The sequence below is a fragment of the [Bacillus] selenitireducens MLS10 genome, assembly GCF_000093085.1.
GTDB classification, from domain to species: Bacteria; Bacillota; Bacilli; order Bacillales; family Salisediminibacteriaceae; genus Salisediminibacterium; species Salisediminibacterium selenitireducens.
Genome location: NC_014219.1, coordinates 364,975 through 381,471 on the forward strand (window position 1 = coordinate 364,975; position 16,497 = coordinate 381,471).

Genomic DNA, 16,497 nt, shown 5'->3' on the forward strand with positions numbered 1-16,497 from the left:
GAGGAGGGAGCATGATGATACAAGTGGAAGGCCTCAGTGTCACGTTTGGCGGTAACGTACAGGCACTAAGCGGGATTGATTTCACCGTGGGGGATGGTGAATTTATCTGTGTCCTTGGGCGAAGCGGGGCGGGGAAATCGACACTCATCCGTTGCTTAAACGGCCTGCAGCGTCCGAGTGCGGGCATTGTTACCGTGAATGGTGAGACTCTGACCTCAAAAACTGAGCAGGACCTGAGGCGGATACGTGCCGATATCGGCATGATCTTTCAGCACTTTCAGCTCATCCCGCGACTCACGGTTGCAATGAATGTTTATCTTGGGATGGCAGGAAAGAGGCCTTGGTGGAAAACAGTGATGGGGTTTCAGACAGATTCAGAAAAAGCGCGCGTTGATACGGCACTCCGTGAGGTCGAAATCGGGGACTATGCTCACAGGAGAGTCGAGGAGTTGAGCGGCGGGCAAAAGCAGCGGGTTGCGGTGGCGAGAGCCCTTGTGCAAGAACCATTTTTACTGCTTGGAGATGAACCGGTTGCAAGTCTCGATCCTGGTACCTCAGAACGGCTCTTTCAGAAACTGAAGGATCTGCATGACAACCGGGGAATCACGATGTTCATCAACGTGCATGACGTGACGCTTGCCAAACGGTATGCGAACCGTATTCTTGCTCTGAAGGACGGAGCGCTGATCTTTGACGGGCCGCCTGAAGCCTTTGACGAAGAAGCATACAGGGAAACGTATGCAACGACGACTTAAAGAAAGAGCCCGGATTCCAATGGAATCCGGGCTCTTTTGATCGCACTGTTCCAAAGAACAGGCTGTATCATCAATGATTACTTATTCGACACCTTCAAGCCAGCCGTCAACGACGTCCTGGTTTGCTTCCACCCAGTCGGCAGCTGCATCTTCAGGATCTGTACCTTCCTGGATTTCAAGCATGATGCTTTCCATGTCTTCTGTTGTCCAGAAGAACTGATCAAGAATACGGAACGCATTAGGCATATCCTCTTCAAGACCTTGGCGAACCATTGTCTGGATCACTTCTGCTTCACCGAATGATCCTTCAGGATCTTCAAGATACTTAAGGTCATAGGCAGAGAACTTCCAGTGTGGTGTCCAGCCTGTTACGACGATAGGCTCTTCATTTCCGACAGCTTCACCAAGCGCAGTCGCCATGGCACCACTTGAAGAGGTTTCAACGGAGAATCCGTCAAGACCGTAGTCTTCTACAGATGCTTCTGCGGCCTGAACAACACCGGCACCCGGTTCGATACCTGTGATGGTTCCGCCGAGCTCATCTTCATACTGATCAAGGTCAGCAATGGAGTCGATGGTCATATACTCAGGGACAACCAGACCGACGAGTGCGCCCTCGAGGTTCACACCAAGGTCAACGAGATCGTCTTCGTATTCAGCGAAGAGGTCACCGTGTGTTGCCGGCAACCATGCGGCAACCATGCCGTCAGCTTCGCCATTTGCAACGGACTGCCACATGATGGCATTGTCAATCGGTGTGATTGTTACATCATAGCCTTGGCTTTCCAGGACGTTTGCAACAACGTGCGTAGATGCGATTTCAGAATCCCATTCTACGTATACGAGTTCAATTTCTTTGCCTTCGCCGACCATTGCGCCGTCGTTTGCCGCATTGTCGTCACCGGCATTTTCATTGACGTTTGCATCGTCATTGTTATTCCCTGTATTCTCTTCATTGTTTCCGTCGTTCCCGCATGCTGTGGCAACGAGTGTCAACGAAAGACCAGCTGCAGCTGCAACCAATTTCTTGTTTCCTTTGAACATAAATCGTTCATCCCCTTTTTTCTTAAATATTATTTATGGTACACACCGGATAGCTTTACCCGGTGTGGGTCCAACATAAACATTAATTCTTCTTCATGTTTGCTGTTTGGGTGAAGCGGTCGATGATGATCGCCAGTATAACAATGGCGATACCTGCTGTAAAGCCAGGTCCAACCTGAGCACGCTGCAAGGCAGACAGCACTTCACGGCCAAGACCAGGTGCCCCGATCATGGAAGCAATGACAACCATGGAAAGGGCGAGCATCACGGTCTGGTTAATCCCGGCCATGATGGTAACTTTGGCCATTGGCAGCTCAACTTTAAAGAGCTTCTGTGCCGGTGTCGAACCAAATGCATCCGAGGCTTCGACCATTTCCGTCGGTACCTGCCGGATCCCGAGATTCGTCAGTCGGACCGTCGGCGGTGTCGCAAAAATCAGTGAGGCGAATACACCCGGTACCATCCCGATCCCGAAGAAAGCAACGGCCGGAATCAGATAAACGAAGGCCGGCATCGTCTGCATGAAGTCGAGAACCGGCTTCATGATCGCTTCTGCGGTGTCGCTTTTCGACATGAGAATCCCGAATGGAACCCCGATGATGACGGAAAGGACACTGGCGAGAAGGACAAGGGTAAAGGTGTACATGAGTTCTTCCCACAGTCCCTGGTTAAAGATTAACAGGAGACCGAATATGGTGAATATCGGCAGTCCGAGCTTCCTGCCATTCAGGAAATAGGCAATAACAGCGACCAAAACGATGATAATGAGTGCCGGCACTGCATAGAGCAGATCGGCAAACCAGGTCATAAAATCACCAAAGCCACTGCGGATCGGACCGAAGATAAAGGAAAAGACATCGGTGATCCACGCAACCGCGTTACTGACGGCTTCAGAAATCGGTATTTGCGGTAAGTTTTCTAAAAGATCATTCAACATCCAGGTTCACCTCGTTTTCTCCGGACAAAGCGGCAATAACGGCGCCGCGCACGATAATGCCTTCAAGTTTCTCGTCTTCGACAACCGCAACCGGAACCGGTGAATCGTGAATGAGATCAAACAGATCGTGGAGCGGTGTTTCTTTGCCGACTGTCGGCATGTCCGTTTTCAGAATATCGGTCAGTTCACGGCTGTCACGTTTTTGTGCATCAGACGCATCATCCGCCGTAATGTAGCCTTTCAGTCTGCGGTTGCTGTCTGTTACATAAAGACTGGACAATCCGTATTTCCGCATGCGCTCAAGGGCAACGCGGGGACCGTTTTTATCAATATTGATGGTTTCCGGTGTCTTCATAATATGCTGGGCCGTGAGGATCTTCGAGCGGTCAATATCCTCAACGAAGCGTTCAACATAGTCATCAGCCGGATGGATGAGGATTTCTTCCGGTGTGCCAATCTGCACGATATAGCCATCCTTCATCAGCGCAATGCGGTCACCGAGACGCAGTGCCTCATCGAGGTCGTGCGTGATGAAGATGATCGTCTTCTTCATGGACGTCTGCAGGTCCAAAAGCTCATCCTGCATATCTTTACGGATCAGTGGATCTAGTGCAGAGAATGCTTCATCCATCAGGAGTACTTCAGGGTCATTGGCGAGGGCTCTTGCGAGACCGACACGCTGCTGCATCCCCCCGGACAGTTGATCCGGATACTGTTCTTCGTAGCCTTTCAGGCCAACGAGCTCGAGGGATGCCTGTGCCTTTTTGCGGCGTTCCTCGCGTTCGATGCCCTGAACTTCCAAGCCGTATTCCACATTTTCCATAATGGTACGGAACGGGAACAGACCGAATTTCTGGAATACCATACTCATCATCTTACGTCTGACATCCCGAAGCTTATCATCTGAAATGTTGGATAGGTCATCACCGTTAATGATGACACTGCCGCTTGTCGGTTCGATTAAACGGTTCAATAACCGGACAAGTGTAGACTTACCACTCCCTGAAAGGCCCATGATCACGAAGATTTCCCCGTCCTGGACTTCGAAGGAAGCCTGGTTGACCCCGACGGTTGCGCCGGTTTTTTCGAGGATCTCGTCTTTACTGAGACCTTGATCAAGGAGCTGCTGGGCTTGTTTTGTCTTCTTGCCAAAAATCTTAGTCAGTTTGTCGACTTTAATTGTAGCCACATTCGCACCTTCTTTTCATATTATTTTCGAGTGCCGGTTTCGCACCGCTTGCACTATGCATTACTATATACCTTCTTCTTTCATAGTACAAACCTCGTTATCGGACTGTACAGGCCAAAAAGTTTGTTCAGAAAAAACTGTACGTAACTAACAAGCTTAATGCCATGTAATGCTCGTGTTATCTCGTCGTAACATACCGTAACGCGGCTACCTAAATGTTTCGTGTTTTGGTATGGTAATAAATAGTGAGAAAGATAGGAGGATGCGTGATGTCAAGTGAGGAGAAGTTATTAAGCGAACAGGAACAGCTTGATGCTGCCCGTGGCCGATTTATTTCGGAAATCGCCAAAAACATTCACTTATACGATTTGCCTCCGTCGATTGGCAGGCTGTATGGAACGGTGTTCTTTTCAAAGGACCCAATGACGCTCGATGAGATGAGTGAAGAAATGGGCATGAGTAAGACGAGCATGAGTACGGGGATCCGTTCGCTCGTTGAGGCAGATATGGTGGAACGGGTCTGGGAGAAGGGCGTCCGTAAAGATCTCTATAAAACGGAGGAAGACTGGTATAAATCCTTCTCCACCGTGTTTATCAAACGCTGGCGAAATGCGACGGAGACCAATCTCGAAGCGATTGGTGAGACCGAAGAGATGCTGAACGCATTAAAAGAACGTGCCGATCATGACGAAGTGATTGACGAGGTCAACATTGACCTTGAGAAACTGCATCGTGCGCGTAAGTATTATGAATGGCTGAATGAGGTCATCGCGCTCTTTGAGACCGGAGAGATCTTTGAGATCGTCCCGAAAAAAGAATAACAGTTACAGGAAAAGACTCTTCATCATTCGATGGAGAGTCTTTTGTTTTTCTGATAAAATAGAGAAGAGAGAATGTTGTGAGGTGGTCGTGTATGGCGGATGATCGAAAATCAATGGAACAGTTGCAGGATAAAGTGAACGGGAAGCTGGCCGATGAAGAGAAAACCAGGCAGCGGCCCAAAAATGTGGCAACCTGGCGGACGGAAAAACCGGCGGTGATGAACAATGGACCGGCGGACTTTCAGCCGAAAAAAGAAAAGCCAAAAAAGAATAAACCGCTCATGATTTTAGCGGTTTTACTTGTGGCCTTTGGCGGCATGATGCTGCTGGCCTTCAATGAAGACCGGGTGATGTCCGCTTATCAGTATATCACCGGTGATTATTCTTGGCAGCGTGCGCATCATGCCGATGAAGACATGTTCCGTCTTTCTGACGGTAACTATGTACAGGCTTCTGTGACTATTGAAGTGGAAGAGCGTGGGCAGGTTCGCCGTCTGAACAGCCAGGATGACTCTGTCGACCATATCATTGAAGAGGCATTTATGACCGTAAACACTGCGGAGATCCGCTCGAACCCCGGCAAGGACCAGGTGGTTGACGAGATTTCTGCCATGATTAACCGGGATATAGAAGGGGTGGAGGTCAAACAGGTGTATTTCCGCTCGATTTTATCGCCCCTTGCAAACTGAATGACAAAAGGAAAACAGGCGCTGCCTAAACGAAGCAGCGTCTGTTTTCCGGCAATGGATCATCACATCATCAATTATTTAAATTCAGACAGGAGGCGCTTATGCACATACTGCTGATACTGCTCGTCGGGATTGTCACACTGTTCGTCGCAGCAGCGCTTATTCAAACGATCCGGAGGAGAAGGCCTGATGAGGCGGTCGTGCTCGACGGGTTGAAACTCAATATCGTATCGAGGGGGATGAAATTGAGCCCCGCTCAGGTAAAGAAAGATGGGAGATTAAAGGTCGGGTTTCTGGGAGCGGGTCTTGTGATCCTGACAGGCACGTTGGTCGCAACCCTGATAACGGGTATGACACTGACACTCAGCTCGATTTTTCTCCTGATCTGGTTGCCTGTGTATTCGCTTCTGGTCATTAAAGTACCGATGCTTCTCCTGACACGGGAGGCATGGGTCGTCGATGAACGGAGATTTCCTTTTGAGGCGATTAAGTGCATCGAAGCTGAACCGGTATCGGTTGGTCATGAGATGCGCGGCATGTTTGATGAATCATGGGCGTACGTGGCTGTTACCATTCATCCGCGGAAGAAGTGGTCGAAAAAAGCGTTGTTCTGTGTGCACCAGGACGATTATGAACAGCTCAAAGACATCGCCCGTTCGCAAAGCAGGGATTATCCGTGGGAGGAGACAGGGACATGGCAAAAAACAGACGGCGCAAACGGCAGTTTGACATAGAGGATTACCACCCAACGATTCTGCTGGTAGCCGGAGCGTCGGGATTGCTTTCCTTCTTTGCTCCGGTGGTGATCATCCCCATCGCCCAGGAGATGCTTCATTTTGACGGCGGAATCCTGGAGATTCTGACACCGACGATGAGTTACCGGATGATGATGGCCGCGCTTCTCTGGATCCCTTTTGTAACGGGCCTGTATTTCTTCACCCGGAAACTGGCGGAACAACGGCGCGTCCCGTACCGGGGTGGTCCATTGATGGCGGTCCTCGTCCTCTTGGCCCTTCCGCTGATGGCCTTCAGCATCCAGCATGTTGTGGTCCTCGAGGAGGAAGGGTTTCACTATAATCGCTGGTATGAATGGTCCGGCACCTGGTACGACTGGGATGACGTGAATGCGGTTCAGCCGGTGAGGGAATCCATGGGCGGCGTGCTGCATATTACCTACCGTTTTCAAATGAACGATGGACGTGAAATCGTGTTTGAGTCCGATGATGATTTCCGGCGGGTGCGCGGGTACATCTTTGAGACCGTGGAAGCAGGGGGCGGGGAGATGCTGCCGACGGTCGATGAGGATGATTATGAACCGTCGAATGAATGAGTGTCTGAAACAGGAAAAGTCCTGTTGACCGTGGGAGAATAACCTGCTACTCTATAACAGAACTTTACTCAAAAAACAGAAAGGGGGCGTGCGCCATGATCCGGATGCAGTCAGCTCGTAATCGTGCTTTTCCAACTGAATATATCCGCGTAAACCATGAAGCGCATGCCGGCCTTTAACATTCAGACAGCTTTTCCGCCCTTTTGACAACTGATGCATGCACATGGGGAACGTCTGCCCGTGTGCTTCTTTTATGATTATGAATGTAAAATTTTGTAATTAGCCCGCGGGAACGCGGGCTTTTTATATTCAAAAAATCCTCCTCTGTGAGGAAAAAAGAAAGGATGAAACAAAATGATGAAGATGATCTGCTGGAGAAGAGTACAGGCAACAGGAAGAGAGTGGAAGGATGGCGGTTAGTTGTACAAATGATTGGAGTTTGTGGAAAGGAAGTGACAGACCATGTTCGCAGCATTAAAGAAATTATCATGGTTTTTTAAACAGGAAAAGAAACGGTATATCATTGCTATTCTCATCTTAACGGTGGCGAGTGTCCTCGAAATCATCCCGCCGCGGCTCATCGGATTTGTGGTGGATGATGTGCACCAGGGACGGATGACGGAGGAACGTCTTTTTGGCTTCGTCAGCTTTTTCATTGTGCTCATGCTCGTTGTCTACGTGATGACGTATGTCTGGATGCGCAAACTGTTTGGGGGTTCTTTGCTGCTAGAACGGACGATGCGTTCAAGGCTGATGAATCATCTGATGACGATGACGCCGTCCTTTTATAACCGGAATAAAACCGGCGATCTCATGGCAAAAGGAACGAACGATCTGAAGGCGATTTCACAGACGGCAGGGTTCGGGATCCTCACCCTCGTTGATGCAACGGTCTTTCTCGTGGTCATTCTCGTTATGATGACGGTATTTATCAGCTGGGAGCTGACGTTGGCTGCCTTTTTGCCGTTCCCGTTGATGGCTTATTTAATGAAGGTTTATGGTAAGCGCATACATGAACGGTTCATGGCAGCGCAGCGTGCATTCGGGGATCTGAATGATCAGGTGCTTGAATCGATCTCTGGTGTGCGGGTCATTCGGGCCTTTGTCAAAGAACAGGCCGACCGGACCTCGTTCAGTAAGCAGACCGATCATGTCCTCCGGCAGAACATCCGGGTGGCGAGGGTGGATGCCCTCTTTGAGCCGACGATTAAGATTCTCGTCGGGATGAGCTATATGATCGGCCTCGGCTTTGGGGCGTACCTCGTCTTTCAGGGGCGGATTACCCTCGGTCAGCTCGTGACGTTTAATATTTACCTCGGGATGCTGATTTGGCCGATGTTCGCCCTCGGCGAACTGATGAATATTATGCAGCGGGGGAATGCGTCACTGGACAGGCTTAATCACACCTTTGAGGCAGAGCCGGATGTGAAGGATCCTGATAAACCGCTGAGAGACCTCGTACCGAACGAAATTGTCTTTGATGGGCTCAACTTCAGCTATCCAAAGGCGAAAGAACCGGCGCTGTCCGATGTGTCGGTCACGATCAGAAAAGGGATGCACATCGGTGTTGCGGGGAAGACGGGAAGTGGGAAATCCACCTTTCTCAGGCAGCTTCTGAGAGCGTATCCTCTTCATAAAGGAGCGCTGAAGGTCAACAGCGTGCCCTTCGAACAGGTATCCCTCTCCACGGTGAAAGGATGGATCGGCTACGTGCCGCAGGAGTCATTTCTGTTTTCCAAGTCGATTGAAGCAAACATCCGCTTTGGAGCGGGGGATAAGGTGTCGGATGACAGGCTCAGGCAAGTCATGGAACAGGCGGCGATTACGAAAGATCTGCACACATTCCAGGATGGCCTCGAAACCCTTGTCGGAGAAAAAGGGATCTCTCTTTCCGGCGGCCAAAAGCAGCGGATTGCCATCGCGAGAGCGCTGATGAAGGATCCGGAAATCCTGATTCTTGATGACGCCATGTCGGCGGTGGATGCGAAAACGGAACAGTTTATCATCTCGAACATCCGCGAGGAGCGAAGCGGGAAAACAACGTTTATCGCCGCGCACCGTATGTCTGCGATCAGTCATGCGGACGTGATTCTTGTTTTTGACGGCGGACGGATTGTCGAACAGGGAACGCATGATGAACTGATGCAAAACGGCGCCTGGTACAAAGAGCAGTTTGACAAGCAACAAATGGAACAACAGTCACAGGAACAGGCCAGGCAGGGGGTGTCTTCATGAACAAAGTAAAGCAAGAAGCAACGCCGGAACCGAAAGAGACGGGGAAGCGTCTGTTTCAGTACGCATGGCCGTTTCGGAAGACGATCTTTCTGTCGCTGTTCTTCCTGGCCCTCGCCGCAGCGGCGGAGCTGACAGGGCCGTTCATTGCCAAGACGATGATCGATGAACACATCGTCGGGATTGAACAGACCTGGGTGGAGGTACCGGATGGCGATGTGACGTTTGAAGGGCGATCCTTCACCCGGGAAGACCGCTATGCCGGTGATGGAACAGTGGACGGTGTATCGATCGTGCAGGTCGGTCTTGATTATTATCTGGTGGAGGCCCGGGAGGTCACGGCGGGCGAGGAGACCTATGAGAACGGGGTGCTTACGGTCGTTCGTGACGGCGAGACATCCGTCTATCCGGCCGTGTCCATGACGACGGACGACGTGTTCCTCTTTTACGCCCAGGAAGTCCCGTACATCATCGGCTGGATGGCGCTTTATCTTGTGTTGATCGGGATTTCGTCGTTCTTTCATTATTACCAGAGCCTCTGGCTTCAGACGTCGGCGAACCGGATCATCAAGCAAATGCGTGAAGACGTATTCAGGAAGGTGCATGAACTGCCGGTCCGCTACTTCGATCAGATGCCGACAGGGAAGATTGTGTCGAGAATCACCAATGACACCGAAGCGATCCGGGAGCTGTACGTCCGGGTTCTGGCGACATTTTTTACGGGGATTGTCTATATGATCGGGATCTTCTTTGCGATCTTCCTCCTCGACGTCCGCCTTGCCCTGGCGACGCTCATCATCATTCCGGTTCTGATTGTCTGGATGATTGTCTACCGCTCCTTTGCAGGGCGGTATAACCGGGTCATCCGGGAGAAACTCAGTGATCTGAACGGGCGAATGAATGAGAATATTCAGGGGATGTCGATCATCCAGGCCTTCGGGCAGGAGAAGAAAGTGGCGGACGAATTTGAGACCCATAACGACGAGCATTACCGGTTCAACCGTAAGATGCTGACTCTGAACTCGCTCACGTCATTCAATCTGATCGGGCTTCTCCGAAACGTCGCCTTCGTGACACTCATCTGGTACTTCGCTGGAGGCTCGATGGGGGTCGGCATGATCTTCAGTCTCGGAGTGGTTTATGCCTTTGTCGATTACATCAACCGTCTGTTTGAGCCGATCAACGGCATCGTCGGTCAGCTTGCCCAGCTTGAAGAGGCGAGGATTGCCGGGGAGCGGGTGTTTCATCTGATGGATCAGGAAGGGGAGCCCCTCCCTGAGGCGCAGACGCCCCGCTTTCACGGGGATGTCACCTTTGACGGGGTGTGGCTGTCTTATGATGAAGGGCATCCGGTTTTGAGGGACATCTCTTTTGAGGCAAAGAAAGGAGAGACAGTGGCGTTTGTCGGGCATACGGGATCCGGAAAGAGTTCAATTATGAACGTCCTGTTCCGCTACTATGACCACAATCAGGGCCGGGTGCTGATTGACGGACAGGATACGCTCGCCTTAAGCCGTCAGGATATCCGCTCGCATATGGCAATCGTCCTTCAGGATCCGTTTCTCTTCACGGGAACGATTTATTCGAATGTCTCCATGGGGGATCCGGCCATCTCGAGAGATCAGGTGATGGAGGCCCTTGAGCAAGTGGGGGCAGGGGACTTTATCCGTTCCCTTGAAGCGGGGATTGACGAAGAAGTGAAGGAAAAGGGGGCGACGTTCTCGGCAGGGCAGCGTCAGCTCATTTCCTTCGCCCGTGCGCTTGTTGTGGATCCGGCGATTTTGATTTTGGATGAAGCAACGGCGAATATTGATACAGAGACAGAAGCTGTGATTCAGCACGCCCTCGACGTTGTCAAAGCCGGGCGAACGACCTTTGTCATCGCGCACCGGCTGTCGACGATCCGTGATGCGGATCAGATTCTTGTCCTCAGTGAAGGCGAAATTGTCGAGCAAGGCGATCATGATGAACTGATGGCACAGCGCGGACGCTATCACCATATGTATCAGCTGCAAAAAGGCGCCGGATCAGGAAAAGTATCCTGATTCGCCTGATGCGAGTTGCACCCCGGAGAAGACGCAATCCAGTCAGCTCCGGGGTGTTTTTTGATAAAAGGAGAAAAGGCTGGGAAAATGTGAAACTCATTCGGGGGAATCCCCGTCAAACGGATTAGAGGTGAATACGATGAACAAACAACTGACGATGAGAGCCAGCATTTCTTTTGCTGTCTTTGTCTTGTTAATCGCCGCCTTTTTGGGTGGGCGATGGTCTGTTTCGAGTGATGATCAGACCCTTCTTGAGGCGAGGCTGGCCGATGCCAAACTCGAAATTGAGATGAGGCGTGAAGCGGTTGAAGAGCTGCGTGCGGACCTCGAAGATCAGGATGACGTTGAAGAGGAGCTTGTGGCGGCGGAAGAAGAAATAGAAGAACTTGAGGGCATGATCGAAGAGCTTGAAGCTGAGCTTCTTGCTTTTGAAGAAGAGGAGGGCACTGCAGAAGAAGCCAACGGAGGCGGTGAAGAGGGCGAGAGTGCCTCTGACGGCGCGGCGATTGGCGGAGGCGGTTCGTCCGGTGAAGGGCGTCCGGACCCGGGAGAACGTGCTGTGTATCTGACCTTTGACGACGGTCCGACGACGATGACGCCGGAGATCCTGTCGATTTTGGATGAATACGACGTGCCGGCGAGTTTTTTCGTGATCGGGCAGCGGATGGAACAGCGTCCGGAGCTTGCCAGAGAGACGAGAGACCGGGGGCACGGGGTCTATTCCCATACGTATACCCATGATTACGCGATCTACCGGAGTTTTGATGCCTATTATGAAGACCTTGCACTGATGGAGCGTGCCTATGAACGGGTACTCGGTGAAGAGGCCCCTTCCCTCGTCCGTTTTCCCGGCGGTTCGAGTAACCACAGCTCCATTGAATACAGCGGGGAATCGTTCATGGTGGAGCTGACGGAGGATATCCTGGACCGTGGCTATGACTACATCGACTGGAATGTCTCGAGCGGGGACGCCAGTGCGATCTATGATGATCCGGATGCGATGTTTGAGCAGATTGTCAACCAGTCCCAGGGGCATGACGTGATCGTCCCGCTCTTTCATGACACGCCGCGAAATGAAGCGACGGCAGAGATCCTGCCGGACGTGATCACTTATTTTCAGGAACAGGGCTACAGCTTTTACACCCTGGACAATCTCGAAGTCCATGAAATCAGACAGATGGAAGAAAACCGGATTATGAACCGGGACGTTGTCCGGTGACAGACAAAGGCAGCCAAGAGATCCTGGCTGCCTTGTTCAGTTACTTTGTGACGTAATAGGTGACCTGTTCAAACAGGCCGAGTACCGGTTCTTTCTCAATATGAAGCACCCGCAGATCGAGATCGGCGAAGGTCTTCAGCCAGCCGAAGTTGTTCTTGTTCGTGTGGGGATGTCCTTTGAATTCGAGATTGAACAGGCTGTCGGTGAACCAGGTGGCGTATTTCTGGGCCTTTCCGTGATACACGTCTTCAATGATGATCAGCCGGTCGCAGACGCGAAGGGCTTCTCTGATCAGGGCTTCAGGGTCCGGTGTATGATGCAGCACGGTCAGGAAAAGCCCTACGTCCCGGCTGTTGTCCGGGAAGGGGAGTGTTTCGCCGTCATAGATCACGGGCTTGACCTTTTCCGTGAAGCTGATGTTTTGGACGTCCACCGGGGTGACGTCAAAACCCTGCTCGAGAAGCATCCAGGAAAGGGCCCCTTTGCCGGCACCGATATCAAGGATTTTGTCGTTTGCCTTGAGGTGGTAGACGACACGGCGGTGCTTGCTTTTCGCCCAGCTTTGACTGAGGGTGTTAAAGATGAGTTCTTTTGCTTTCGTTTCAAGTGCGGGCATGCCTTGCACAACCTTTCGTCAATGATGATGGGTTGATCCACCCGTCAGTATACCGCATGCAACGCGTATGCGCCTATCGACGATTTCGTGAATCATTGCTTCTCGACGACACGTTTGGCCATCTGATCGAGGGCGAAGAGGTCGGTACTCGACAGTTCAAACTGCATCGTCCGGATGTTTTCCGTGGCGTGATGGGTCTTCGATGCCCCCGGAATGGCGACAACCGTGTCCCCGTGCTGGTGAATGAGCCAGTTCAGGGCGATCTGTGTCGGGGATACGTCGTAGTCTTCGGCGAGACGCCTCATCAGGGTGATGAGCGGTTCTGTCCGTTTCATGCCCTTAGGCCGGAAATTCGGGGCGAGCTTTCTCGGGCCTTGAATTTTCTTGACGAGATCGGGGTTGCGGTGGTACTTGCCGGACAGAATCCCCTGTTCAAGGGGGGAATAGGCGATGATGGTGATGTTCTGTTCTTTGGCGTAATCGAGGATGCCGTTTTCTTCGATGCGCCGGTCGAGGAGGCTGTATTTCACCTGGTTGGAGGCAAGGCCGTATCCCCGTTCCTGAAGGGTTTCGTGCGCTTCTTTCATCTGTTTGAGATTGAAGTTGCTGACGCCTGCCGAGCCGATTTTTCCCTCATCCATCAGATCCGCCATGGCGTGCATTTCGTCGGCGGGGGAGCTGAAGGAGAATGGCTGGTGCACCTGGTGGAGGTCGACATGTCTGCCTCCAAGGGCGATACGACGCTCTTCAAAGGTGTTAATGATGGAAGAACTCCGCCTGAATGCGGGCCACCATTTGGTCGCGATCAAGGCTTCCTCGTCCTCCTTCTGAACGGCGTCGAGGGCGTCGTTCAGCGCTCTCTCCGAGTTGCCTTTGCCGTAGACTTCCGCAGTGTCGAACCAGTTGATCCCGCCGTCGAGGGATTCGCGGACCACCTTATTGATTGCACTCTGTTCCATGTCCGGCCAGAATTTGCCCACTAAGCCATTGCCGTTACTGAACTGCCAGCAGCCGAGACCAATTGGGGAGATCCTGATTTCCGTGTTACCGAGTGTCCGTTTACGAATCGCTGTCATGTACACCACTCCTGTCTGTATGTGTTATCATCTTCCATTTCCCTTCCTGACGGTGTGGCAAACGGGAAAATAGCTGGAGATGTTCACCGGTCGCGGGGATGTTCAAAGCATCTTTCTTTCATGGTACACTGAAAAGAAAATGCGGAGAGAGTGACGTGTATGTTCTGGAATGATCCAAGACGAGTGGTAAAGCGAAAGGGGAGAAGGTACAAACGCCCTTTTGAGAAGATGTATCTGTATCCTCTGCCTGTGGATATCCACGGCCGGGATTATTATCTGATGGACTACGTAAGGATGCGGCGACCGGTGGCATCAGCCGTTTTTTCCGATGAGGAAGAAGCGCCGAACGATGTGAAACGGGCGCATAAATTTCTGTATACGTTCTACCGGCTCGTGGAACATATACAGGAAGACAATCAGATGAAAGCAAAAGTCGATCTGGCCTTCTTTAGGGTGCCTCTGAAAAAGATGGATGAAGCCCCTCATGAGAGTCTGGATGAAGGGTATGCCTATATCGACAGGTTGTTGACGTTTCAGTTGAAATTCCGGAAGATCTATGAGGATTTCTCCGGGCACTATACGGCTGTGCAGGAGAAGGACCGTGCGCTGACAGAAGAGGATCTCGAGATCGCAGTGGAGGCGGCAAGTGATTTAGATGCGACGCAGAAAGTCATGCTTCACGAGCTCGCAGACGGCACCGGCGTGCTAAGGACATGGCGAAGTGCGATGGAAGAACAGGGGCTCTGGACGGCATTGACGACGAACCAGCAGGTCTTTTTCCAGGCCTTTATGGAGAATGAAGCGGCAATGCAGGAGGAAGCAAAGAAGACGAAGCACCTTACCTATGAACAGCTGTTAAAGAAGAACCGGCAGGACTTCAGGCAGTTCAGGCGTCAGGATCAGCTCAATGATTTTGACGTGCTCCGTTATCCGTAAAACAAAACCATCCGCCCGAGCCGATGATTGGCTGTGGGTGGATGGTTTTTAAAACAGGGTGTGCAGCAATCAGGATGACTGCTCATCTTCCCAGCACTCTGCGTGTTTTAAATCAGGAATATGGCTCGCCTTAAAGACCGGATTCTTCCCTGAATCAAGCTGAGTGGTGTAGTCGTTCAGGACAGCCAGGGCAACTTTGCCGATCAGGAAGATCGCGATCAGGTTCAGCACGGCCATGAGCCCCATAAAGAGGTCGGCAAGGTTCCATACGAGCCCCACCTGCGCAACGGAACCGAAAATCACCATGCCTATGACTGCAAAACGGTAGGCATAAAGCCAGTTTGAGTTGGAACGGATGAATTCAATATTCGTCTCGCCGTAATAATAGTTCCCGATGATGGAAATGAAGGCGAAGAATAAAATCGCGATGGCGACAAAGTAAACGGCCCATTCTCCGACATGCGCACTCATGGCATCCTGTGTGAGCTGAATGCCTTCAGCGCCGTCCACCGTATAAACGTCAGTGAGCAGGATGAGAAACGCGGTGGCCGAGCAGATGATGATCGTATCGAAGAAGACACCAAGACTCTGGACGAGCCCTTGTTTTGCCGGATGGCTGACGTTTGCTGTTGCAGCAGCGTTTGGCACACTGCCCATCCCGGCCTCATTGGAGAAGAGACCGCGCCGGACTCCTTGCATAATCGCAGCGCCTACACCGCCCCCGATGATCTCACCGACGCCGAATGCATTGGACACAATCAGCATAAAGACGTCAGGAATAAGAGCGAAATTGGTGATGACCACATAGGTGGCAATCAGCAAATAGGCGACAGCCATGAAAGGAACGACAATCTGTGTGACTCTGGCAATTCGCCTTACCCCGCCGAAGATCACGATCCCGGCGACTGCGGCGATGACGATTCCCATATAAAGCGGATTAAAGCCGAATGCACCGTCAAAGGCATCGGCAATGGTGTTGGCCTGCACGGCATTGAAGACGAGGCCGAAACAAAGGGTGAGAAGGATGGCAAAAACGACCCCAAGAGCCCGGCTTCCGATGGCTTTTTCCATGTAATAGGCCGGTCCGCCCCGAAACTGATCACCGTCGCGGACTTTGTAGACCTGTGCAAGGGTACTTTCGATAAATGCAGTCGCCATCCCGATGATCGCGACCATCCACATCCAGAATACAGCGCCCGGCCCGCCGATTGAGATCGCGAGGGCGACACCGGTGAGATTGCCTGTTCCAACGCGCGATGCCGTACTGATGGTGAAGGCCTGAAAAGGAGAAATGCCGTTCGTGCCGTCTTTTTTCTCAGTGATGACCCGGAACATTTCTTTAAACAGGCGAAACTGAACGAATTTCGTCGCAAACGTGAAATAAACACCGAGCCCGATTAACAGCCCGATTAATATGTATGTCCATAGCAGGTTGTTGCCCCAGTCGACAAGGCTGTTGACGCCATCAAGGATGATGGTATGAATGAGAGTGGCTTCCATTTACAATTACCTCCAGTTTAATTCGAATAAGACTAATCATAGAGAGTATTTGGAAATCGGTCAAGGCTTTTTAAGTTTTTGTGATTTATTTCACGATAATTTAGATGA

At 51.5% G+C, this 16,497-nt stretch carries 16 protein-coding genes; 10 read left to right on the forward strand and 6 right to left on the reverse strand.

Translation table 11 applies throughout. The annotated features are described in order from the left end of the window. The first annotated feature begins 11 nt into the window (after window positions 1-11). The gene (gene phnC, locus BSEL_RS01865) at window positions 12-755 is read left to right on the forward strand and encodes a phosphonate ABC transporter ATP-binding protein (RefSeq protein ID WP_332870075.1); all 744 of its coding nucleotides are present in this window, start codon (window positions 12-14) and stop codon (window positions 753-755) included. 81 nt (window positions 756-836) lie between these two features. Here phnC and BSEL_RS01870 read toward each other — a convergent pair whose 3' ends face one another. The 3 genes from BSEL_RS01870 to BSEL_RS01880 form a co-directional block, all read right to left on the reverse strand. After that, entirely contained in the window at window positions 837-1,799 is a 963-nt protein-coding gene (locus BSEL_RS01870; protein WP_013171321.1) for a glycine betaine ABC transporter substrate-binding protein, read from the reverse strand. 82 nt (window positions 1,800-1,881) lie between these two features. Beyond that, window positions 1,882-2,736, reverse strand: a complete 855-nt coding sequence (locus BSEL_RS01875; protein ID WP_013171322.1) for an ABC transporter permease — start codon at window positions 2,734-2,736, stop codon at window positions 1,882-1,884. Next, window positions 2,726-3,925 carry a quaternary amine ABC transporter ATP-binding protein gene (locus BSEL_RS01880; protein WP_013171323.1) on the reverse strand — a complete coding sequence of 400 codons (1,200 nt, stop codon included), beginning with the start codon at window positions 3,923-3,925 and terminating at the stop codon, window positions 2,726-2,728. Before BSEL_RS01880 ends, BSEL_RS01875 begins: the two co-directional genes overlap by 11 nt. A gap of 269 nt (window positions 3,926-4,194) precedes the next feature. Here BSEL_RS01880 and BSEL_RS01885 point away from each other — a divergent pair, with 269 nt between their 5' ends. The 8 genes from BSEL_RS01885 (at window position 4,195) to BSEL_RS16895 (ending at window position 12,261) form a co-directional block, all read left to right on the forward strand. After that, window positions 4,195-4,746, forward strand: coding sequence for a GbsR/MarR family transcriptional regulator (locus tag BSEL_RS01885; protein ID WP_013171324.1), 552 nt, complete (start codon window positions 4,195-4,197; stop codon window positions 4,744-4,746). Between the two features lie 92 nt (window positions 4,747-4,838). Then, complete coding sequence (locus BSEL_RS01890) at window positions 4,839-5,435, forward strand: flagellar basal body-associated FliL family protein (RefSeq protein WP_013171325.1); 597 nt, start codon at window positions 4,839-4,841, stop codon at window positions 5,433-5,435. Window positions 5,436-5,536: 101 nt separating this feature from the next. Continuing rightward, window positions 5,537-6,169 (forward strand): hypothetical protein, encoded by a 633-nt coding sequence (locus tag BSEL_RS01895; protein WP_013171326.1) that lies wholly within the window; start codon window positions 5,537-5,539, stop codon window positions 6,167-6,169. Then, complete coding sequence (locus tag BSEL_RS01900) at window positions 6,130-6,765, forward strand: hypothetical protein (RefSeq protein ID WP_013171327.1); 636 nt, start codon at window positions 6,130-6,132, stop codon at window positions 6,763-6,765. The genes BSEL_RS01895 and BSEL_RS01900 overlap by 40 nt, the downstream gene beginning before the upstream one ends. Before the next feature lie 344 nt (window positions 6,766-7,109). Then, window positions 7,110-7,265 carry a hypothetical protein gene (locus BSEL_RS17715; RefSeq protein ID WP_013171328.1) on the forward strand — a complete coding sequence of 52 codons (156 nt, stop codon included), beginning with the start codon at window positions 7,110-7,112 and terminating at the stop codon, window positions 7,263-7,265. Continuing rightward, window positions 7,228-9,000, forward strand: coding sequence for an ABC transporter ATP-binding protein (locus BSEL_RS01905; RefSeq protein ID WP_013171329.1), 1,773 nt, complete (start codon window positions 7,228-7,230; stop codon window positions 8,998-9,000). Before BSEL_RS17715 ends, BSEL_RS01905 begins: the two co-directional genes overlap by 38 nt. Further along, window positions 8,997-11,042, forward strand: coding sequence for an ABC transporter ATP-binding protein (locus tag BSEL_RS01910; protein WP_013171330.1), 2,046 nt, complete (start codon window positions 8,997-8,999; stop codon window positions 11,040-11,042). The genes BSEL_RS01905 and BSEL_RS01910 overlap by 4 nt, the downstream gene beginning before the upstream one ends. Before the next feature lie 139 nt (window positions 11,043-11,181). Beyond that, a complete protein-coding gene (locus tag BSEL_RS16895; RefSeq protein ID WP_013171331.1) occupies window positions 11,182-12,261 on the forward strand; it encodes a polysaccharide deacetylase family protein in 1,080 nt (359 codons plus the stop codon). Between the two features lie 40 nt (window positions 12,262-12,301). On the opposite strand, the gene BSEL_RS01920 is transcribed toward BSEL_RS16895, so the two are convergent. Together BSEL_RS01920 and BSEL_RS01925 are read right to left on the reverse strand one after the other, a co-directional pair. Beyond that, window positions 12,302-12,877: a class I SAM-dependent methyltransferase gene (locus BSEL_RS01920; protein WP_013171332.1), complete on the reverse strand. Its 576-nt coding sequence runs from the start codon at window positions 12,875-12,877 to the stop codon at window positions 12,302-12,304. A gap of 92 nt (window positions 12,878-12,969) precedes the next feature. Beyond that, window positions 12,970-13,953, reverse strand: a complete 984-nt coding sequence (locus tag BSEL_RS01925) for an aldo/keto reductase (protein ID WP_013171333.1) — start codon at window positions 13,951-13,953, stop codon at window positions 12,970-12,972. Window positions 13,954-14,112: 159 nt separating this feature from the next. On the opposite strand from BSEL_RS01925, the gene BSEL_RS01930 reads away from it, so the two are divergent. Continuing rightward, window positions 14,113-14,889 carry a hypothetical protein gene (locus BSEL_RS01930; RefSeq protein WP_013171334.1) on the forward strand — a complete coding sequence of 259 codons (777 nt, stop codon included), beginning with the start codon at window positions 14,113-14,115 and terminating at the stop codon, window positions 14,887-14,889. 69 nt (window positions 14,890-14,958) lie between these two features. On the opposite strand, the gene BSEL_RS01935 is transcribed toward BSEL_RS01930, so the two are convergent. Continuing rightward, complete coding sequence (locus BSEL_RS01935; RefSeq protein WP_013171335.1) at window positions 14,959-16,389, reverse strand: alanine/glycine:cation symporter family protein; 1,431 nt, start codon at window positions 16,387-16,389, stop codon at window positions 14,959-14,961. Window positions 16,390-16,497: the final 108 nt, after the last annotated feature.